Genomic DNA, 14,900 nt, shown 5'->3' with positions numbered 1-14,900 from the left:
CGTTGAGGTTGAGTTCGCGTCAGAGTGCGCTGAACGAGGGACGGCGTTATGCAGCAATTTCAGAGCTCGCGGCTAAAGATCAAACGAGCCCGCAACTTTATCGATGAGACCAAGCGAGCCATCGAAGATTTTCTTACAAAAGAGTTTTGCAAGCTTCACGTCGAGACCGACGCCAGTACCGGCCAAGCGGCTATTTCTGTCGTGTCTACCGCTGAGCCCCCAGCCGAAATTGCTCTTTCGATCGGAGACGCGGTACATAATCTTAGAGCCGCCCTTGATCATGCAGTTGTGGACATTCTTGGTGCAGAGGGAGCCAAGCACGCTTTCCCGGTTGCTAAGGATAAAAGCAATCCGGGCGCGCATTCCACCTTTCAGCTTATCAAGAAACGATTTCCGGACTTGGCAACGCTTCTCGTGGACAAGATCGTCATCCACGACACTGGCGACGTATGCATCTGGGCAATCAGTCAGCTAGACAATACCGCCAAGCACAACTTGCTCATTCCCTTTGTTTCAGTGCAAGCGATTGAAAATTTCGACTTTATCAACGAAGTAAGTGGGGCGACTTACACACGTTGCGGCGCAGCGGTGGACGGTTGAATTATGCTGAGGTACCCGGACCCATAAAAATAACGAATCACGGTAACGCCATGGCGGTTTTGCTATTCGGCAGCGGACCTTTGGAAGGCCGCGAAATCATCGAGTCCCTGGAAAAGATGGCGCAGCTAGTAGAGCAAGCGATCGACGAACTCGAACAATTCCGAGCCGGATCAGGCAATAATCAGGAGTCGCCGGATCGTGGATCGGTAATCGAACCCTCCACAGCCACGACGCGCTAGCAAGGGGCGTAAGTTGATCCATGAGAACAATGCCGGCCCTCGTGAAGCAACTCCATCAGGGGGAAAATTGAGCTTGCGCGCGTTCTCCGGTTGCGGGAGGTTTCAACCACGGGGTGAGAACACAAAAATGGGCGTTCTTGATGATGTACGCAAATGGCTCAACGACGTTCCGCTTTGGAAAGAGTTGGGCACCATTCCAGACCGAACAAAGTCCCTGGAAGAAAGACTATCCGCATTAGAAGACAAGTTGAATGGCAAATGGCCCGCCGACGTTTGCAAGTTCTGTGGAGAGCGCGGAATGCGACTATATCACTCGTACCCGTCAACCGACGCCAAAGGCAACGTTCGCGAAGATTGGACATGTGAAATCTGTAATAGATCCGAAAATAGATTTTTTAGGCCGCGCTCGGCTATTTGAGTGGGGTGCGTTCCAATGGGCACCGACCAGCTTGACCGCATTGTTGACGGGTTTCCGACCAAGCGCGCTGCGATAAAGTGGACAATCTTTGTCGCCATCGTTGCCGCAAGCACTGGATATAGCGCAGCCTACTTCCAGTCATCTGGGAAGATTGCAACTCTCGAAGAGCGCCTAAAACTAGCCCAAGAGACTAAGTCGCCTTATCACATTCGAATTGCGGAAGTGACGAATGAAAACCCCTATCGGGTTCAACCAACCGACGATCTTGTTCAAGTCAATCTAGCAACCAATGACGTATCTCCAGTGATCCTGCTGCCTTCAGGTTTTCTGAAGGGCAAGACAGTTTCAATCAAAGACAAGAGTGGAACATCGCATCTGCGCGAAATCAAAGTCCGGGCCGAGGGCGGCACGATTGACGGGTTACCGGAATGGTCGATAGCCGGATCTTTCGCTTCGACAGGATTTGTATGGGACGGGAAGAATTGGTCTGCATACTAGAGGGAGGATTAGCGATGGCGTGGAAGTTGGGAGCAAGCGTAGGACGGATTAGCCGAAGCCTAATCCGCCTTTCCAAGTGACCAAGTCGGCGGGGTACGCTCCGCTAACCCGCCCTACTCGCTGCACGCGCAATCACAATTGGCCTTACTTTGTTTTGAAGGATTAAGCATGGTCGACATAATGACAGCGCTCGCGACCGCTGGCCAAGCTATTAAACTAGCGCAAGAGCTGCGTGGCATCGACAAAGCGATCAACGCGGCCGAGTTCAAGCTGAAGATCGCCGATCTGACCGTGGCGCTTTCCGAGATAAAGCTGGCTCTCGCGGAAGCGAAGGAGGAACTAACAGGCAAGGACGCTGAGATTGCAGCTCTCAAGAAGCAATTTCAGCGTTCAGCTCAGACGATCGAAGTAAAGGGATTCAAATACAAGAAGGGTGAGGACGGCAAACCAAAGGGCGCAGCATTTTGTCCGGTGTGCGAGCAGAAGCATGGACAGTTCTATCACTTGACCCGCCTAATGGGCAAAGACGTTTGCCCGCATTGCAAAGCAGTTTTTGAACGAGTCATGATTTACGGTGAGTAGCCTGTAGCAAGCGTAGGGTAAGCGCAAATCAGCGCGGGCCAATCCTTAACAACGCGTTTGCCGGATAACGGGAAAGAGCGGACATTCGTCGTTGCGAGCCCCTGCGAATCGGCCGAGTCTCCGATGACATGGGGTGATTCGTGCTGCCTGAAACGACCGATAAATATCTGGAAAGCCTCAATCCGGAACAGCGCCGGGCCGTCGAGCACGGCATCGGCGCCGATGGAACCATCGGCTCGCCGCTTCTGGTCATTGCCGGTGCTGGATCCGGAAAGACCAACACGCTCGCGCATCGTGTGGCCCACCTCATCATCAGCGGCGCCGACCCGCGCCGCATGCTGCTGATGACGTTCTCGCGCCGTGCCGCCGCCGAGATGACCCAGCGTGTCGAACGCATCGCGCGCCGCGTGCTCGGCGACAAGGCCGGCATCATGACGGAGGCGCTGACCTGGGCCGGAACCTTTCACGGCATCGGGGCGCGGCTGCTGCGTGAATACGCCGAGAGCATCGGCTTCGATCCGGCCTTCACGATCCACGACCGCGAGGATTCGGCCGACCTGCTCAACCTGGTGCGCCACGAACTCGGATTTTCAAAGACCGAGTCTCGGTTTCCGACCAAGGGCACCTGCCTTGCGATCTATTCCCGTTGCGTGAACGCGCAGATGCCGATCGAGACGGTACTCGGACAGCACTATCCATGGTGTTCGGGATGGGTGGATGAGCTCAAGCAACTGTTCGCGGCTTACGTCGAGGCCAAGCAGAAGCAGAATGTGCTCGACTATGATGACCTGCTGCTGTGGTGGTCGCAGATGGTATCGGAGCCTACAATCGCACAGGAGATCGGCGGCCGGTTCGATCATGTCATGGTCGACGAGTATCAGGACACCAACAAGCTGCAGGCGGCGATCCTGCTGGCGCTCAAGCCTGATGGGCGTGGCCTCACCGTGGTGGGAGACGACGCCCAATCGATCTATTCGTTTCGCGCCGCCACCATCAGGAACATTCTGGATTTTCCTGACCATTTCAGCCCGCGGGCGGAGATCGTCACGCTCGACCGCAACTATCGCTCGACCCAGCCGATTCTGGCGGCGGCCAATGGCGTGATTGGGCTTGCCCGGGAACGCTTCACCAAGAACCTCTGGACCGAGCGCCATTCGGCCCGGCTGCCGCGCCTGGTTACGGTGCGCGATGAGGCCGACCAGGCGCGCTACATCGTCGAGCAGGTGCTGGCGAATCGCGAGGAAGGAACGCGGCTCAAGGAGCAGGCTGTCCTGTTCCGGACGTCGTCGCACAGCGGCCCGCTGGAGGTCGAGCTGACACGGCGCAATATTCCCTTCGTCAAGTTCGGCGGCTTGAAGTTTCTGGACGCCGCCCATGTCAAGGACGTTCTGGCGCTACTAAAGTTCATCGAGAACCCGCGTGACCGCGTCGCCGGATTCCGCGTGCTGCACCTGCTGCCCGGCATCGGGCCGGCGTCGGCGCAGCGCATTCTCGATCAAACCACTGTCATGGCCGATCCGATCTCTGCCCTCGCGGCGCTGCCCACCCCGCCCCGCGCCGGCCAGGACTGGACCGCCTTTGTCGAAACGCTGCGCAATGTCAGCTATTCGGAATGGCCTGTCGACATCGAACGCATCAGGCTCTGGTACACCCCGCATCTGGAGCGCATCCACGAGGATGCCGAGGTGCGGCTCGCCGATCTGCTACAGCTCGAGCAGATCGCCTCGGGTTATCCCTCCCGCGAGCGCTTCCTCACCGAACTCACGCTCGATCCGCCTGATGCGACCAGCGATCGCTCGGGGCCGCCGCTGCGCGACGAAGACTATCTGATCCTGTCCACCATCCATTCTGCAAAGGGGCAGGAATGGAAATCGGTATACGCCCTCAACGTCGTCGACGGCTGCATGCCGTCCGATCTCGGCGCCGGCACGACGGCTGAACTCGAAGAAGAGCGGCGCCTGCTCTACGTTGCGATGACGCGCGCCAAGGACGATCTGCACCTGATCGTGCCGCAGCGCTTCTTCGTGCATGGTCAGCAGGCCCGCGGCGACCGCCATGTCTATGCGTCGCGGACGCGGTTCATACCGGACCATCTGGTGAAGCTGTTCGATCGGCAGGTATGGCCGGCGGCGGCCCCGGCGGCCCGCGCGACGCCAAATCAAGCCGTGCAGATGGATATTCGTGAGCGCATGCGCGGCATGTGGCGTTAGTCGGCCTGCGATCCTGCCGCTACTCGCTCAATCCTGTCGGGCAACGCCTTGTTGATCATGCCTCTCCGCGATTGATCTGCGACGCTCTGGCGGGCCAAATTAGAATGGAATCACCGTGCAACCACGCGGCTATACTTCACGCGGAGAATGAACCGAAAGTGAAAACCAAATGAACCGCCTTGTCCAGGCTTCGCTCGGACTCCTCGCATGGAGCCTTCTCCAGGCCTCGCCCGCATCCGCCCAGCTCAAGGGCAACGCCGACAACGTTTGTCGGAACGGATATTTTCCACGCGAGAGCACGAACTACAGGCTGGCGAAGATCAAGGGCGCGGCAGGCGACAGGATCTACTTCCATGGCGATGACAACGAGCGTTGCCCCGACGACCAGGCCTGTCGTCTGAAAACCTATGTCGTTCCCAACGATGAAGTCATTATTTCCAGGACGTTCGGCAAGTTCGCGTGCAGCTGGTTTCAACCTCGCAAGGGCACCGAAACGGTCGGCTGGATCGCGACCGACCGGCTTGCGTGGCAGGAGGACGTCCGACCACCGGCGATGCGGGATTGGCTCGGCGAATGGCGCGCCTACGACAATGTTATCAGCATCTCGAAATCGAAAGAGGCCGGTACGCTCGCCGTCAAGGGCGAGGCCACATGGGGTTCGGGCAGCCGCACCCATACCGGCGAACTCGATTACGACGCAAAACCTTCTGCCGGTAAAATGAAGTTCGGCGACGGGACGGACGAACTCGACTGCCAGGTCACTATGCAGCTCGTCGGCAAGTCACTGGTTGTCGGCGACAATCTCCATTGCGGCGGCGCCAACGTGTCGTTTTCAGGGGTCTACCAAAGGAGACCGAAGCGATAAAGCAGTGCTAGCTAGTAGCCCGGATGAGCGCAGCGACATCCGGGACAACTCTAACATCACCCCCGGATATCGCTGCGCTCATCCGGGCTACGCTCGCTACTTTGCATGGGGTTGTTTTCGCGATTTGTGCCTGGGGCCCTGCGTGTACTGCGGAAGAGCAAGCGTAGGGCGGATTAGCCGAAGGCGTAATCCGCCGTTCTCAGCGACCGAGTCGGCGGGTTACGCTGCGCTAACCCACCCTACTCCCTGACGCCGCCAGGACGGCATTCTCTATCGGCGTACGCCGGGCGGTTTTACTACCCCCTTCTTCCACAGCCGAAATCCGCCCTCGAATGCGTTGGTGTTGACGCCGAGCCGGACCTTGCGCGGCAGGTTGTCGATCTTGTCGGCGTTGCCGCCGCCCAGCATGACGTAATCCGGCTCCAGCGCGGCGAGCAGACGTTTCAAGACATCATCGACAGCGCGTTGCCATTTCTTCCTGCCAACGCGCCTGAGGGCTGCGGCGCCGACGCATTGCTCGAACGTCTTGCCGCCGCGGTACGGCAGGTGAGCGAGCTCCATCGGCTCCAGAGTGCCATCCACGATCATCGCGGAGCCCAGACCCGTTCCTAGCCCTAAGAACAGCATCCGGCCGCCCTGGTAGCTGCCGATCGCCTGCATCAGCGCATCGTTGACGACCTTCGTCGGGCGGCCGAAGGCCTTTTCGAAATTGAAACCGGCCCACCCGAGACCGAGATTGTGAGGCTCCGACAAGGGCCGGTTGTTGATCACAGGCCCCGGATATCCGATCGAGATGACGTCATAGGACCAGTCTTTCGTCAGCGCCTTGACCTTCCTCACCATCATTTTCGCGGAAAGGTCGGGACCGGACGCAAACGCGCGCCTGGTTCGCTCCCTGTCGGTCATGACCTTCACGCGCGAACCGCCGACGTCGATCGCCAGGATCGTGTGTCGCGATGCACGCTTGCCCGTTTTCTTCACCATGAACTCGCGTCCTGCGCTGTCGGACAAGCACAACTGTAGCCGATACTCTGCCGAGGTCGAGAAACAAACAGCACCACAGCTTTGTTCTCCATCCGACTCCATTTTGTTCGCAAAGAACGAATCGGAATCGTGCAAATCAGCCCGAGCCAATTCTTAACAACGCGTTTGCTTCGTGCTGCGCCATGCCGCTGCACTTCTCCGTCCTGCACGGCAGCAAGTAGCCCGCATGAGCGAGATGCGGGATCATTCGAGACCCGGATGTCGCTTCGCTCATCCGAGCTACCCCTGGCTACCCCTTGGCCGATTTGCCCTGATCGAGATTTTGCAGCCGATGGCATCAGCCATCGGACGACGTCAAGCCTGACGTCTGGCTCCCCTTTTTCGCTTGATTTGCCCGGGCATGACCCTACGGTGCGCTCCGCCAAGAGGGGAACGAGACCGATTATGGACGATGCAATGAAGTGCCCGGCATGCAATTCCGAGCATGCCTATCAGGATCGCGGCCTGTGGGTTTGCCCGGAATGCGCGCATGAATGGAGCGCCGAGGCGGCGGCAGCCGCGGAGGCCTCGCCGGAGCCGGGCGTCCGCGATGCCCATGGCAACCTGCTGGTCGATGGCGACAGCGTCATCGTCATCAAGGATCTCAAGGTCAAGGGATCGTCATCGGTCGTTAAAGGCGGAACCAAGGTCAGGAACATCCGCCTGACCGAGGCGACCGATGGCCACAACATCGCCTGCAAGATCGACGGCATCGGCGCGATGAATCTGAAATCGGAATTCGTGAAGAAGGCGTAGCAAGTCGCCGGGATGAGCGCGGCGACATCCGGGACCACTCTGACACCGCCCCGGATATCGCGGAGCCTGTCATCACTGCGCGAGCGCATTGCGCTCGTCGCCGGGCGCGCATTCGCGCGACCCGTTGGCTCATCCGGGCTACTGCTCATGGCCAAGCCCCGGCCGCGGCGCCCGCATCTTCTGCGCCAGCCGCCGGCTTCCCGTCTCTTCCGCGCGGGCCAACTGGCAGCTCCACGAGCGAAGGCGGAAGGCGCAATCCGCCGTTGAATTGGCGACAAATGGCGGGTTACGCTGCGCTAACCTGCCCCACGTCTATCGCATTGGAAGGATCGCCATGAACGGAAATCGATATTACGGGGTTCGGGTCGAGGGCGCGAAATACGGCGTCGGCTTCGGCTCGGCGCTCGCCATCGCGATCTCCTACACCAATAATCACTCGATCCTGTGGGCGATCATCCACGGCATCCTGGGCTGGCTCTACGTGATCTACATCGCGCTGTTCGGGTGATAGTAAGTAGCCCGGATGAGCCAACGAGGCGTGCATTCGCGCAACCCGTTGGCTCATCCGATCTACGCCCTGTCAGACCTCATCCTGAGGAGCCGCGAAGCGGCGTCTCGAAGGATGAGTGGCACTAGCGGGGCCTCATGGTTCGAGACGGCGCTACGCGCCTCCTCACCATGAGGGTTCAGCTACGCTCTTCGTTTCGCTCAGGCCGCCTTCGCGGTCTTTTCCGGCGGCGCGGTTTCCATCGCCCGCATGTAGAGATCGAGCAGGCTTTCGCGCTCGTCGCGCTCGTCCTGGTCCTGCTTGCGCAACTTGATGATCTCCTTGAGGATCTTCACATCGAACCCTTCGCCCTTGGCCTCCGAAAACACTTCCTTCTTCTGCTCGTTCAGCTCCTGCAATTCGCCGTCGATGTTCTCGATCCGCTCGACGAAAGAACGAATCCGGCCGCCGGGAATGGTGACGTCAGACATGGTGCCTCCCTGTTTAATGAGGTTGTGAAAATGCCCGCAAACAAATAACCAATGTGTTAACCTCGGACGGTTCCCGCCCCGGCAAATCAGATAATCCCCAGAACTCATCGCATGAATGTGATTTCAATTCAGTCGCAGGTCGCTTTCGGCCATGTCGGCAACAGCGCCGCGGTCTTTCCCATGCAGATGCACGGGATCGACGTAATCGCGGTGCCGACCACGCTGTTGAGCAACCGGCCGGGCTACAAGACCATCCGCGGCCGGGTGCTCGATGCCGAGCTGGTTGCCGATCTCTTGCGCGGAATCGAAGAGCGCGGCGCGGTCGATACCGCCACGATGATCCTGTCCGGCTATCTCGGTTCGGCCGACAACGCCGCCGTGGTCGCGGATTTTGTCGCGCGCGCCAAGGCCAAAAATCCCGCGCTGCTTTATTGCTGCGATCCCGTGCTCGGAGATCGCGACCGCGGCCTGTTCGTCCATGCCGACATCCCGCCGCTGGTACGCGATCTGTTGTGTCCGCTCGCCGATATCATCACGCCCAATCATTTCGAGTTCGAATGGCTGAGCGGGGCGCAGACGGCCACGATCGATCAGGTGCTCAAGGCGGCGCGCGCGTTCATGGCGCGCGGGACGGTCGTCGTCACCAGCGCCGAGCTTGCCGACACGCAGCGGCACGAGATCGAGACGCTGGCGGTCGAGCGCGCAAAGGCCTGGCGCGTGCGTACGCCAAAACTGCCGATCAGCCCGAACGGCACCGGCGATCTGTTTGCCGCGCTCCTGGTCGCCGCGCGCGTCCGCGGCGCCGACACGCCGGATGCGCTCGTTCATGCCGCCTCCGCCATCTTCGCCGTGCTGGAACGCACGGCGGCCAGCGGCACCGAGGAAATGCGCATCGTCGAGAGCGCGACGTTGCTCGTCCACCCGGAGCGGAAATTTGACTGCATCGCGATCAGCCCGTAGCCCGTAGGGCGGATATCCGAAGGCGTAATCCGCCATTTATCCGCAACTATTCGGCGGATTACGCTTCGCTAATCCGCCCTACTCGCTACTCGCCGGAGAGAACAATGAGCCGTTTCTGGAGCAGCTTGACGCACGACCTGAAACCCTATGTGCCGGGCGAACAGCCGCGCATGGCGGAGCTGGTCAAGCTCAACACCAATGAAAGTCCGTTTGGTCCTTCGCCACGCGCGCTGGAAGCCATTCGTGGCGAGGCGGCCGACACGCTGCGTCTCTATCCGGACCCACAGGCGTCAGCGCTGCGCGCCGCTTTGGCCACCTACCACCAGGTACGCCCCGAACAGGTGTTCGTCGGCAACGGCTCGGACGAGGTGCTGGCCCACGCCTTCGCCGCGCTGCTGAAGCATGATGCGCCGTTGCTGTTCCCTGACATCACGTACAGTTTCTACCCGGTCTATTGCCGCCTGTTCGGCATCGCTTACGAGGCCGTGCCGCTCGATCAGGCCATGCAGATCCGCAGTTCCGACTATCGCCGGCCGGCCGGCGCGCTCATCATACCCAATCCGAATGCGCCGACAGGCGTTGCGCTGTCACGGGCCGAGATCGTGACCCTGCTGGAGCAACATCCCGACGCGCCCGTTGTCATCGACGAGGCCTATGTCGATTTCGGCGCCGAGACCGCGATACCGCTGGTCGCCTCCCACCCGAACCTTCTGGTCGTTCAAACCATGTCAAAATCCCGGGCCCTGGCGGGTTTAAGGGTTGGCTATGCGATCGGCGACGCCGACCTGATCGAGGCGCTCACCCGGGTCAAGGACAGTTTCAACTCCTACCCTCTTGGCCGGCCCGCCCAGGCCGGCGCCATCGCCTCTTTGGAGGACGAAGCCTGGTTTCAACGGAGCCGCGCCCGCGTGATCGAAGGCCGCGAGCGGCTGAACCGCGGACTGGCCGGGCTCGGCTTCGACGTGCTGCCGTCGTCCGCCAACTTCGTGTTCGCGCGTCATCCGGCGCGCGAGGGCGCGGCGCTGGCCACCGCGTTGCGCCAACGGGCGGTGATCGTCCGCCATTTTCCCGCGCCGCGTATCTCCGACTATCTGCGGATCACCGTGGGCAACGACGGGCAAATCGACCGGCTGCTGTCAGCCCTGTCGGACATCCTGGGCAGCGCGTAGGGCGGATTAGCCGAAAGGCGTAATCCGCCATGCATCCGCAACCGATCGGCGGATTACGCTCCGCTAATCCGCCCTACTCGCTGCGCGACTGAGCCGCAGGGCATCGCTCAGCACGTTACAAGATCGGTGTGGCCGAATCCCTTCGCGTAGTCGAGCACGGAAATCACCGTCGGCGTCAGGCGAAACAGCCTGACCTCGGAAGGTTTCGGCATTGGCAGGCCGATTGCCTTCTGCTCGGGATATCGCGACATCAGGAGGCCGATTGCCTTCTCGGCTTCGGCCGGGTCGGTCACGGCGCGTGCCCGCGCCGCCATCGAAAGGCCGGTGATCTCCATCACCTCCGCGGGATCATCATCGATCGCAAGCGACACCCGGTCGTCCCGCGCGATGTTCGCCGCCTTCTGGCTGTCAGGGCCGCAGAGAAAGTAGATGGTGAAGCCTTCGTTTGCATAGCCGACGGTCGTCACCTGCGGCCAGCCGTCCGGCCGCAAGGTCGCGATCCGCATCGTGCGGTGCCGATCCAGCAGCGATTGGATCTTCTGTCTGATTGCATCATCCATCGATCGCCTCCGTGTCCGGTTTCCACGGCACGATAGCGACGGCTCGCACGATGATATTGATGCGCGTCAACCCTCGTTGCGCGAAGCGCGGTCATTCGCGACCAATCGGCGGATTACGCGGAGTTTATCATCGGGCGCGCGTTCGCGCGACCCGTTGGCTCATCCGCCCTACTCACGGCACGACGTCGAGTTTGACCTTGGCAACACCCTTCCCCACCATTCCCAGCGCGTCGGCCGCGGAATAGGAGACGTCGACAACACGCCCCTGAACATAGGGGCCGCGGTCATTGACCCGTACCGTCACCGACCGGCCGGTCGCGACGTTTGTCACGCGCAATTTGGTGCCGAAGGGCAATGTCGGATGGGCGGCGGTCATTTCCATCGCGTCGAACTTTTCGCCGCTCGCGGTCTTCGTTCCCTCGGTGTAGAAGCTTGCAACCCCATGCGAGGCCGTTTTGACGTCGCCTGCATTTCTGCGCGACGCAAACGGGGTGTGCTTTCTCACGGCCACGCGCCTGGTCGTCACGGACGGTGTCGTTCGATCGTAATCCAGCGACGCCTGCCGGCTGGCACGATGTTCGGATTTCTGGGTGACGACCGAAGACTGCGCGCAGGCCGCAAGCGATGCGGCTGCGAGCGTGACAGCCAGCAGCCGCATGAATTTCCCTGCACGCGCAGCCGAAACTAACGGCGCTTCAAGTTGAGTGCGGCCTGCTCTGACGTCGACGCACGAAGTACCGGTGCAGCCAATGGAAGACATGTTGCAATCCCCCGCTCGCGCCCCAGCCCAAGCCGAAAACCAACACGCGGCAATGGCGGGACCGAATCCGGGCGGAAGCGTGGCCGGACGCGATCAGGCGCGGTTTCCCCAGCGCAATTCCGTTCGAGTGTGGTGATTGCGTCACAGGATTAGCTGGAATCCTGTAGCCTGGATGAGCGCAGCGATATCCGGGACCACACGACCACCGCCCCGGATATCGCTGCGCTCATCCGGGCCACCAGCTAGCTACGTCAGGAAATCTCGTAGACCGACACCTTGTCCGCAATGCCGCTCAACGCCACGCGCCGGGGCGCTGGCTTTAGCCCGCTGGTCTCGAGCAGGGCCCGGGCATACGTGTTCTCGACCACCGATTCCGTCACCACGATCGAGCGCGAGGCCGCAAGGCCCTGGACGCGCGAGGCGATATTGACCGTCTGGCCAAAATAATCCTGCTGGCCATTGAGGGTGACCGCGAGGCATGAGCCTTCATGGATGCCCATCTTCAGGCGCAGGCTCTGGTGCTGACGCTCGGCGCCAAGATCGCTCATCGCCTCGCGCATGCGGATCGCCGCGGCAATGGCGCGGTCGGGCGTCTCGAAGGTCGCCATCACGGCATCCCCAATGGTCTTCACGACCGCGCCCCTTTCGGAGGCGATAATCTCCTGCAGCAGCCTGAAATGCTCGTTGACGAGATCGAAGGCTGTGAGGTCACCGACGCGCTCATAGAGCTCGGTGGAATCCTTGAGATCGCTGAACAGGAAAGTCAGGCTGAGGATCTTGAGGCGCTGGCCGATGGCGAGCGTATCGGTCCGGTAGATATCGCGAAACGTCTGATTGGTGAGGAGCCGCGTTGCCGTGAGAACCGGCTTTCGTCGCTTCAGCAGGTCGTCCAGTGCCGGGTTCGCCACCCATACCGCCGGCAGCACGCGACCGTCGGTGCGGTTGTCCAAAGCGAGACGCAGTGGCCCGGGGCGCAAGGTGACGGTGTCGACGGGAACCTGGACCCTGTTGAAGATCACCGACAGGTTCTGGCGCTCGCTGGCCTCGTCGCCGCTGACCTCCAGGAACTGGGCCGCATGCGTCACGGGATCGAACACGATCAGCGTGCCCTGCGGCACCTGCAAGGAAAGGATGGCCCGCTCCCCTGCCGGCAAGTCGACGATTTCGAGCGTGACCTCGTCCAGCAGCTTCTCCAGATCGTCCGGAAGATCGATCGCCGAACTCCAGAAGATCTGGCGATAATATTCGGGTGCGGACAATTCGTCGGGATTATGGGCCGCGATCTTCCGCACGCGCGGGCTTACCGTAAACGTCACCTCGACCAGATTGTCGAGCGTCGTCTCGTAGCCCGCGGCGCAGAAAGCGCAATTATACTGCGCGCTATTCAGCGTCTTCAGGCTTTTGTTGGCGGAAAGAACCCCGGCGCAGCTCGGGCACATCACGCTCCATGTCATCTCGAACATGCCGAGCCCGACCGCATTCAGAAATGCTGCGATGAGCCGCTCTTCGTCGATGCCTGCCGTGCGTGCGAGATCAAGCGCGTTCATCTTGTTCAAGGCATGATCCGGGGCATCCCGCACCATACGCTCGAGCATGTCGACAACGGCTCCGTCGGACGACTGACGCAGGGCCGCAAACAAAGTATCGGTTTCGCTCATGCGACAATGCTACCTGAAAGAAGGCAGCGCGAACACCCGCTAACCCATCTCGTGCGCGCACCGAACCACGGAACCCGCGCGTTGTTCGTGGCCTTTGCCGGTTTGCTCAAGACAAAAAGCCCGCGACGAAATCGCGGGCTTTTTGCTCAAACGGCGATGGAGATGTCGGTCAGCGAATGACGCGACCGGTGGTCGGGGTTGGCGCGGCCGTCTCGGCCGTCCATGTCGTCCGCGGTGTCAGGACGCTGAGTTGATGAGCAGTGGCTGTGGAGGTCAGCGCCGGCGACTGCTCCCTGACATCGGCGGCTCCCAGCACGCGAACCTGCACCGCCGATATCGGCAGCCCCTTCGCTTGATAGCTCGGCAACTCCGCCGCAAAGCCGGCAGTGGCACCCGCAATCGAGAATGCGGCGGCGGCAGCGATGGAAAGGTAAGTTTTCTTCACTTCAATTCTCCGAACGATAAGGATTCTAAGTCAAAGCCTACACCCCTTTTATTGCGTTGCGATATCATTATATTGCATTGCAACAATGCAGCCGCCGACACTCAATTAATAGTGAGAGGCCAAATAGTTAGCAGAAAGGCCGTATCCGCCCTTCGTTCGCGGCTTATCGGCGGGTTACGCTGAGCCTGTCATGGGCGCTAACTCGCCCTACGCGCAGCGTCAGGCCGAACGGGAGAAGAGCATGCGAGTCGCGGTCGTCGGTGCCGGAGCGGTCGGATGCTATTATGGCGGACTGCTGCTGCGGGCCGGACACGACGTGACGTTCATCGGCAGGCAGCCGCATGTCGACGCCATCAACGCCCATGGCCTGCTGCTGGACACCAAGACTTTCAACGGCCACCTGCCCGCCAAAGCCGCGACCGACGCAACCGCGCTTGCCTCGCCCGATCTGGTGCTAGTCTGCGTGAAGTCGGCCGATACCGAGCAGGCCGGCCGGTCGCTCGCGGGGCGCTTGCTGCCGGAAACTTCCGTTCTCAGCCTGCAGAACGGCGTCGACAATGCGCCGCGTCTTGCCGCCGTGACCGGCCACGCCGTCATTCCCGTGGTGGTCTATGTCGGCAGCGAGATGGCCGGTCCCGGCCATGTCAGGCACCACGGCGGCGGCGACCTCGCCATCGGCCCCTCCGCCGCGAGCGAAGCGCTGGCACAAACGCTTCAGGCCGCCGGCATCAACACCACGATCGCCGACGACATCGAGGTCACACTGTGGAGCAAGCTGATCATCAACTGCGCCTTCAACGCGCTTTCTGCCGTGGCTGATATTTCCTACGGCCCGATGCTGGAAGTCGAGGGTACAAGGGATGTCGTCGCAAGCGCGGTGCAGGAAGCTGTAACGGTCGCGCGTGCCTGCGGCGTATCGATTGCCGACGACATCATCGAGCAGATCCTCAAAATTCCCGCCGCCATGCCGAACCAGATGTCGTCCACCGCGCAGGATCTCGCGCGCGGCAAGCCCAGCGAGATCGACTTTCTCAACGGCTATGTGGTGCGAAAGGGCGCCGAGCTCGGCATTCCCACGCCGACCAATCACGCCCTGCAGGTAATGGTGAAGCTGGTAGAACGGGGCAAGGAGATATCCGGGCGGCGGAATAGCTACAAGCCCGGATGAACGTTAGCGAC

General features: G+C 60.9%; 18 protein-coding genes. 12 read left to right on the top strand and 6 right to left on the bottom strand.

Going from position 1 to position 14,900, the window contains the following annotated elements; all coding sequences use genetic code 11:
- Positions 1–48: 48 nt before the first annotated feature.
- The 6 genes from JQ624_RS10150 (at position 49) to JQ624_RS10125 (ending at position 5,412) form a co-directional block, all read left to right on the top strand.
- Positions 49–600, top strand: a complete 552-nt coding sequence (locus tag JQ624_RS10150) for a hypothetical protein (RefSeq protein WP_212418726.1) — start codon at positions 49–51, stop codon at positions 598–600.
- 50 nt (positions 601–650) lie between these two features.
- Positions 651–839, top strand: a complete 189-nt coding sequence (locus tag JQ624_RS10145; protein WP_212418725.1) for a hypothetical protein — start codon at positions 651–653, stop codon at positions 837–839.
- Between the two features lie 433 nt (positions 840–1,272).
- Positions 1,273–1,755, top strand: a complete 483-nt coding sequence (locus JQ624_RS10140; protein WP_212418724.1) for a hypothetical protein — start codon at positions 1,273–1,275, stop codon at positions 1,753–1,755.
- A 168-nt stretch (positions 1,756–1,923) separates the two neighbouring features.
- Entirely contained in the window at positions 1,924–2,337 is a 414-nt protein-coding gene (locus JQ624_RS10135) for a hypothetical protein (protein ID WP_212418723.1), read from the top strand.
- A 143-nt stretch (positions 2,338–2,480) separates the two neighbouring features.
- Positions 2,481–4,547 (top strand): ATP-dependent helicase, encoded by a 2,067-nt coding sequence (locus JQ624_RS10130; RefSeq protein WP_249129671.1) that lies wholly within the window; start codon positions 2,481–2,483, stop codon positions 4,545–4,547.
- 169 nt (positions 4,548–4,716) lie between these two features.
- Positions 4,717–5,412 (top strand): hypothetical protein, encoded by a 696-nt coding sequence (locus tag JQ624_RS10125; RefSeq protein ID WP_212418721.1) that lies wholly within the window; start codon positions 4,717–4,719, stop codon positions 5,410–5,412.
- Between the two features lie 270 nt (positions 5,413–5,682).
- Here the strand turns inward: JQ624_RS10125 and JQ624_RS10120 are convergent, their stop codons facing one another.
- On the bottom strand, positions 5,683–6,396 hold the full coding sequence (locus JQ624_RS10120; protein WP_212418720.1) for an ROK family protein: 714 nt from the start codon (positions 6,394–6,396) through the stop codon (positions 5,683–5,685).
- 444 nt (positions 6,397–6,840) lie between these two features.
- Here JQ624_RS10120 and JQ624_RS10115 point away from each other — a divergent pair, with 444 nt between their 5' ends.
- A complete protein-coding gene (locus JQ624_RS10115) occupies positions 6,841–7,191 on the top strand; it encodes a zinc ribbon domain-containing protein YjdM (protein WP_212418719.1) in 351 nt (116 codons plus the stop codon).
- 334 nt (positions 7,192–7,525) lie between these two features.
- On the top strand, positions 7,526–7,699 hold the full coding sequence (locus tag JQ624_RS10110; protein ID WP_212418718.1) for a hypothetical protein: 174 nt from the start codon (positions 7,526–7,528) through the stop codon (positions 7,697–7,699).
- A 200-nt stretch (positions 7,700–7,899) separates the two neighbouring features.
- Here JQ624_RS10110 and JQ624_RS10105 read toward each other — a convergent pair whose 3' ends face one another.
- Positions 7,900–8,169 (bottom strand): DUF2312 domain-containing protein, encoded by a 270-nt coding sequence (locus JQ624_RS10105; RefSeq protein WP_212418717.1) that lies wholly within the window; start codon positions 8,167–8,169, stop codon positions 7,900–7,902.
- Positions 8,170–8,280: 111 nt separating this feature from the next.
- Between JQ624_RS10105 and pdxY the strand changes: the two genes are divergently transcribed.
- Both pdxY and hisC read left to right on the top strand, forming a co-directional pair.
- Complete coding sequence (gene pdxY / locus JQ624_RS10100) at positions 8,281–9,129, top strand: pyridoxal kinase PdxY (protein ID WP_212418716.1); 849 nt, start codon at positions 8,281–8,283, stop codon at positions 9,127–9,129.
- A 104-nt stretch (positions 9,130–9,233) separates the two neighbouring features.
- Complete coding sequence (gene hisC, locus JQ624_RS10095) at positions 9,234–10,298, top strand: histidinol-phosphate transaminase (protein WP_212418715.1); 1,065 nt, start codon at positions 9,234–9,236, stop codon at positions 10,296–10,298.
- 107 nt (positions 10,299–10,405) lie between these two features.
- On the opposite strand, the gene JQ624_RS10090 is transcribed toward hisC, so the two are convergent.
- From JQ624_RS10090 to JQ624_RS10080, 3 genes are all read right to left on the bottom strand, one after another.
- Positions 10,406–10,858: a pyridoxamine 5'-phosphate oxidase family protein gene (locus tag JQ624_RS10090; RefSeq protein WP_212418714.1), complete on the bottom strand. Its 453-nt coding sequence runs from the start codon at positions 10,856–10,858 to the stop codon at positions 10,406–10,408.
- Between the two features lie 172 nt (positions 10,859–11,030).
- Positions 11,031–11,516, bottom strand: coding sequence for a septal ring lytic transglycosylase RlpA family protein (locus JQ624_RS10085; protein WP_212418713.1), 486 nt, complete (start codon positions 11,514–11,516; stop codon positions 11,031–11,033).
- A gap of 353 nt (positions 11,517–11,869) precedes the next feature.
- Entirely contained in the window at positions 11,870–13,276 is a 1,407-nt protein-coding gene (locus tag JQ624_RS10080; protein WP_212418712.1) for an adenylate/guanylate cyclase domain-containing protein, read from the bottom strand.
- On the opposite strand from JQ624_RS10080, the gene JQ624_RS10075 reads away from it, so the two are divergent.
- A complete protein-coding gene (locus tag JQ624_RS10075) occupies positions 13,178–13,456 on the top strand; it encodes a hypothetical protein (protein WP_212418802.1) in 279 nt (92 codons plus the stop codon). The genes JQ624_RS10080 and JQ624_RS10075 overlap by 99 nt on opposite strands.
- Here JQ624_RS10075 and JQ624_RS10070 read toward each other — a convergent pair.
- Positions 13,446–13,721, bottom strand: coding sequence for a hypothetical protein (locus JQ624_RS10070; protein ID WP_212418711.1), 276 nt, complete (start codon positions 13,719–13,721; stop codon positions 13,446–13,448). The two genes, JQ624_RS10075 and JQ624_RS10070, sit on opposite strands and share 11 nt — an antisense overlap.
- A gap of 241 nt (positions 13,722–13,962) precedes the next feature.
- Here JQ624_RS10070 and JQ624_RS10065 point away from each other — a divergent pair, with 241 nt between their 5' ends.
- Complete coding sequence (locus JQ624_RS10065; RefSeq protein WP_212418710.1) at positions 13,963–14,889, top strand: ketopantoate reductase family protein; 927 nt, start codon at positions 13,963–13,965, stop codon at positions 14,887–14,889.
- The last annotated feature ends 11 nt before the right edge of the window (positions 14,890–14,900 follow it).

Source organism: Bradyrhizobium sp. AUGA SZCCT0283 (assembly GCF_018130385.1).
GTDB lineage: Bacteria > Pseudomonadota > Alphaproteobacteria > Rhizobiales > Xanthobacteraceae > Bradyrhizobium.
The sequence above is the reverse complement of the archived record's forward strand: the minus strand, read 5'-3'. Positions and strand labels throughout refer to the sequence as shown.

Coding starts and splice junctions, on each gene's coding strand:
- JQ624_RS10140 (WP_212418724.1), top strand. CDS start 1,273: ATGGGCACCGACCAGCTTGACCGCATTGTTGACGGGTTTCCGACCAAG.
- JQ624_RS10125 (WP_212418721.1), top strand. CDS start 4,717: ATGAACCGCCTTGTCCAGGCTTCGCTCGGACTCCTCGCATGGAGCCTT.
- JQ624_RS10110 (WP_212418718.1), top strand. CDS start 7,526: ATGAACGGAAATCGATATTACGGGGTTCGGGTCGAGGGCGCGAAATAC.
- JQ624_RS10105 (WP_212418717.1), bottom strand. CDS start 8,169: ATGTCTGACGTCACCATTCCCGGCGGCCGGATTCGTTCTTTCGTCGAG.
- JQ624_RS10085 (WP_212418713.1), bottom strand. CDS start 11,516: ATGCGGCTGCTGGCTGTCACGCTCGCAGCCGCATCGCTTGCGGCCTGC.
- JQ624_RS10115 (WP_212418719.1), top strand. CDS start 6,841: ATGGACGATGCAATGAAGTGCCCGGCATGCAATTCCGAGCATGCCTAT.
- JQ624_RS10080 (WP_212418712.1), bottom strand. CDS start 13,276: ATGAGCGAAACCGATACTTTGTTTGCGGCCCTGCGTCAGTCGTCCGAC.
- JQ624_RS10065 (WP_212418710.1), top strand. CDS start 13,963: ATGCGAGTCGCGGTCGTCGGTGCCGGAGCGGTCGGATGCTATTATGGC.
- JQ624_RS10075 (WP_212418802.1), top strand. CDS start 13,178: ATGATCCGGGGCATCCCGCACCATACGCTCGAGCATGTCGACAACGGC.
- JQ624_RS10150 (WP_212418726.1), top strand. CDS start 49: ATGCAGCAATTTCAGAGCTCGCGGCTAAAGATCAAACGAGCCCGCAAC.
- JQ624_RS10135 (WP_212418723.1), top strand. CDS start 1,924: ATGGTCGACATAATGACAGCGCTCGCGACCGCTGGCCAAGCTATTAAA.
- hisC (WP_212418715.1), top strand. CDS start 9,234: ATGAGCCGTTTCTGGAGCAGCTTGACGCACGACCTGAAACCCTATGTG.
- pdxY (WP_212418716.1), top strand. CDS start 8,281: ATGAATGTGATTTCAATTCAGTCGCAGGTCGCTTTCGGCCATGTCGGC.
- JQ624_RS10120 (WP_212418720.1), bottom strand. CDS start 6,396: ATGGTGAAGAAAACGGGCAAGCGTGCATCGCGACACACGATCCTGGCG.
- JQ624_RS10090 (WP_212418714.1), bottom strand. CDS start 10,858: ATGGATGATGCAATCAGACAGAAGATCCAATCGCTGCTGGATCGGCAC.
- JQ624_RS10145 (WP_212418725.1), top strand. CDS start 651: ATGGCGGTTTTGCTATTCGGCAGCGGACCTTTGGAAGGCCGCGAAATC.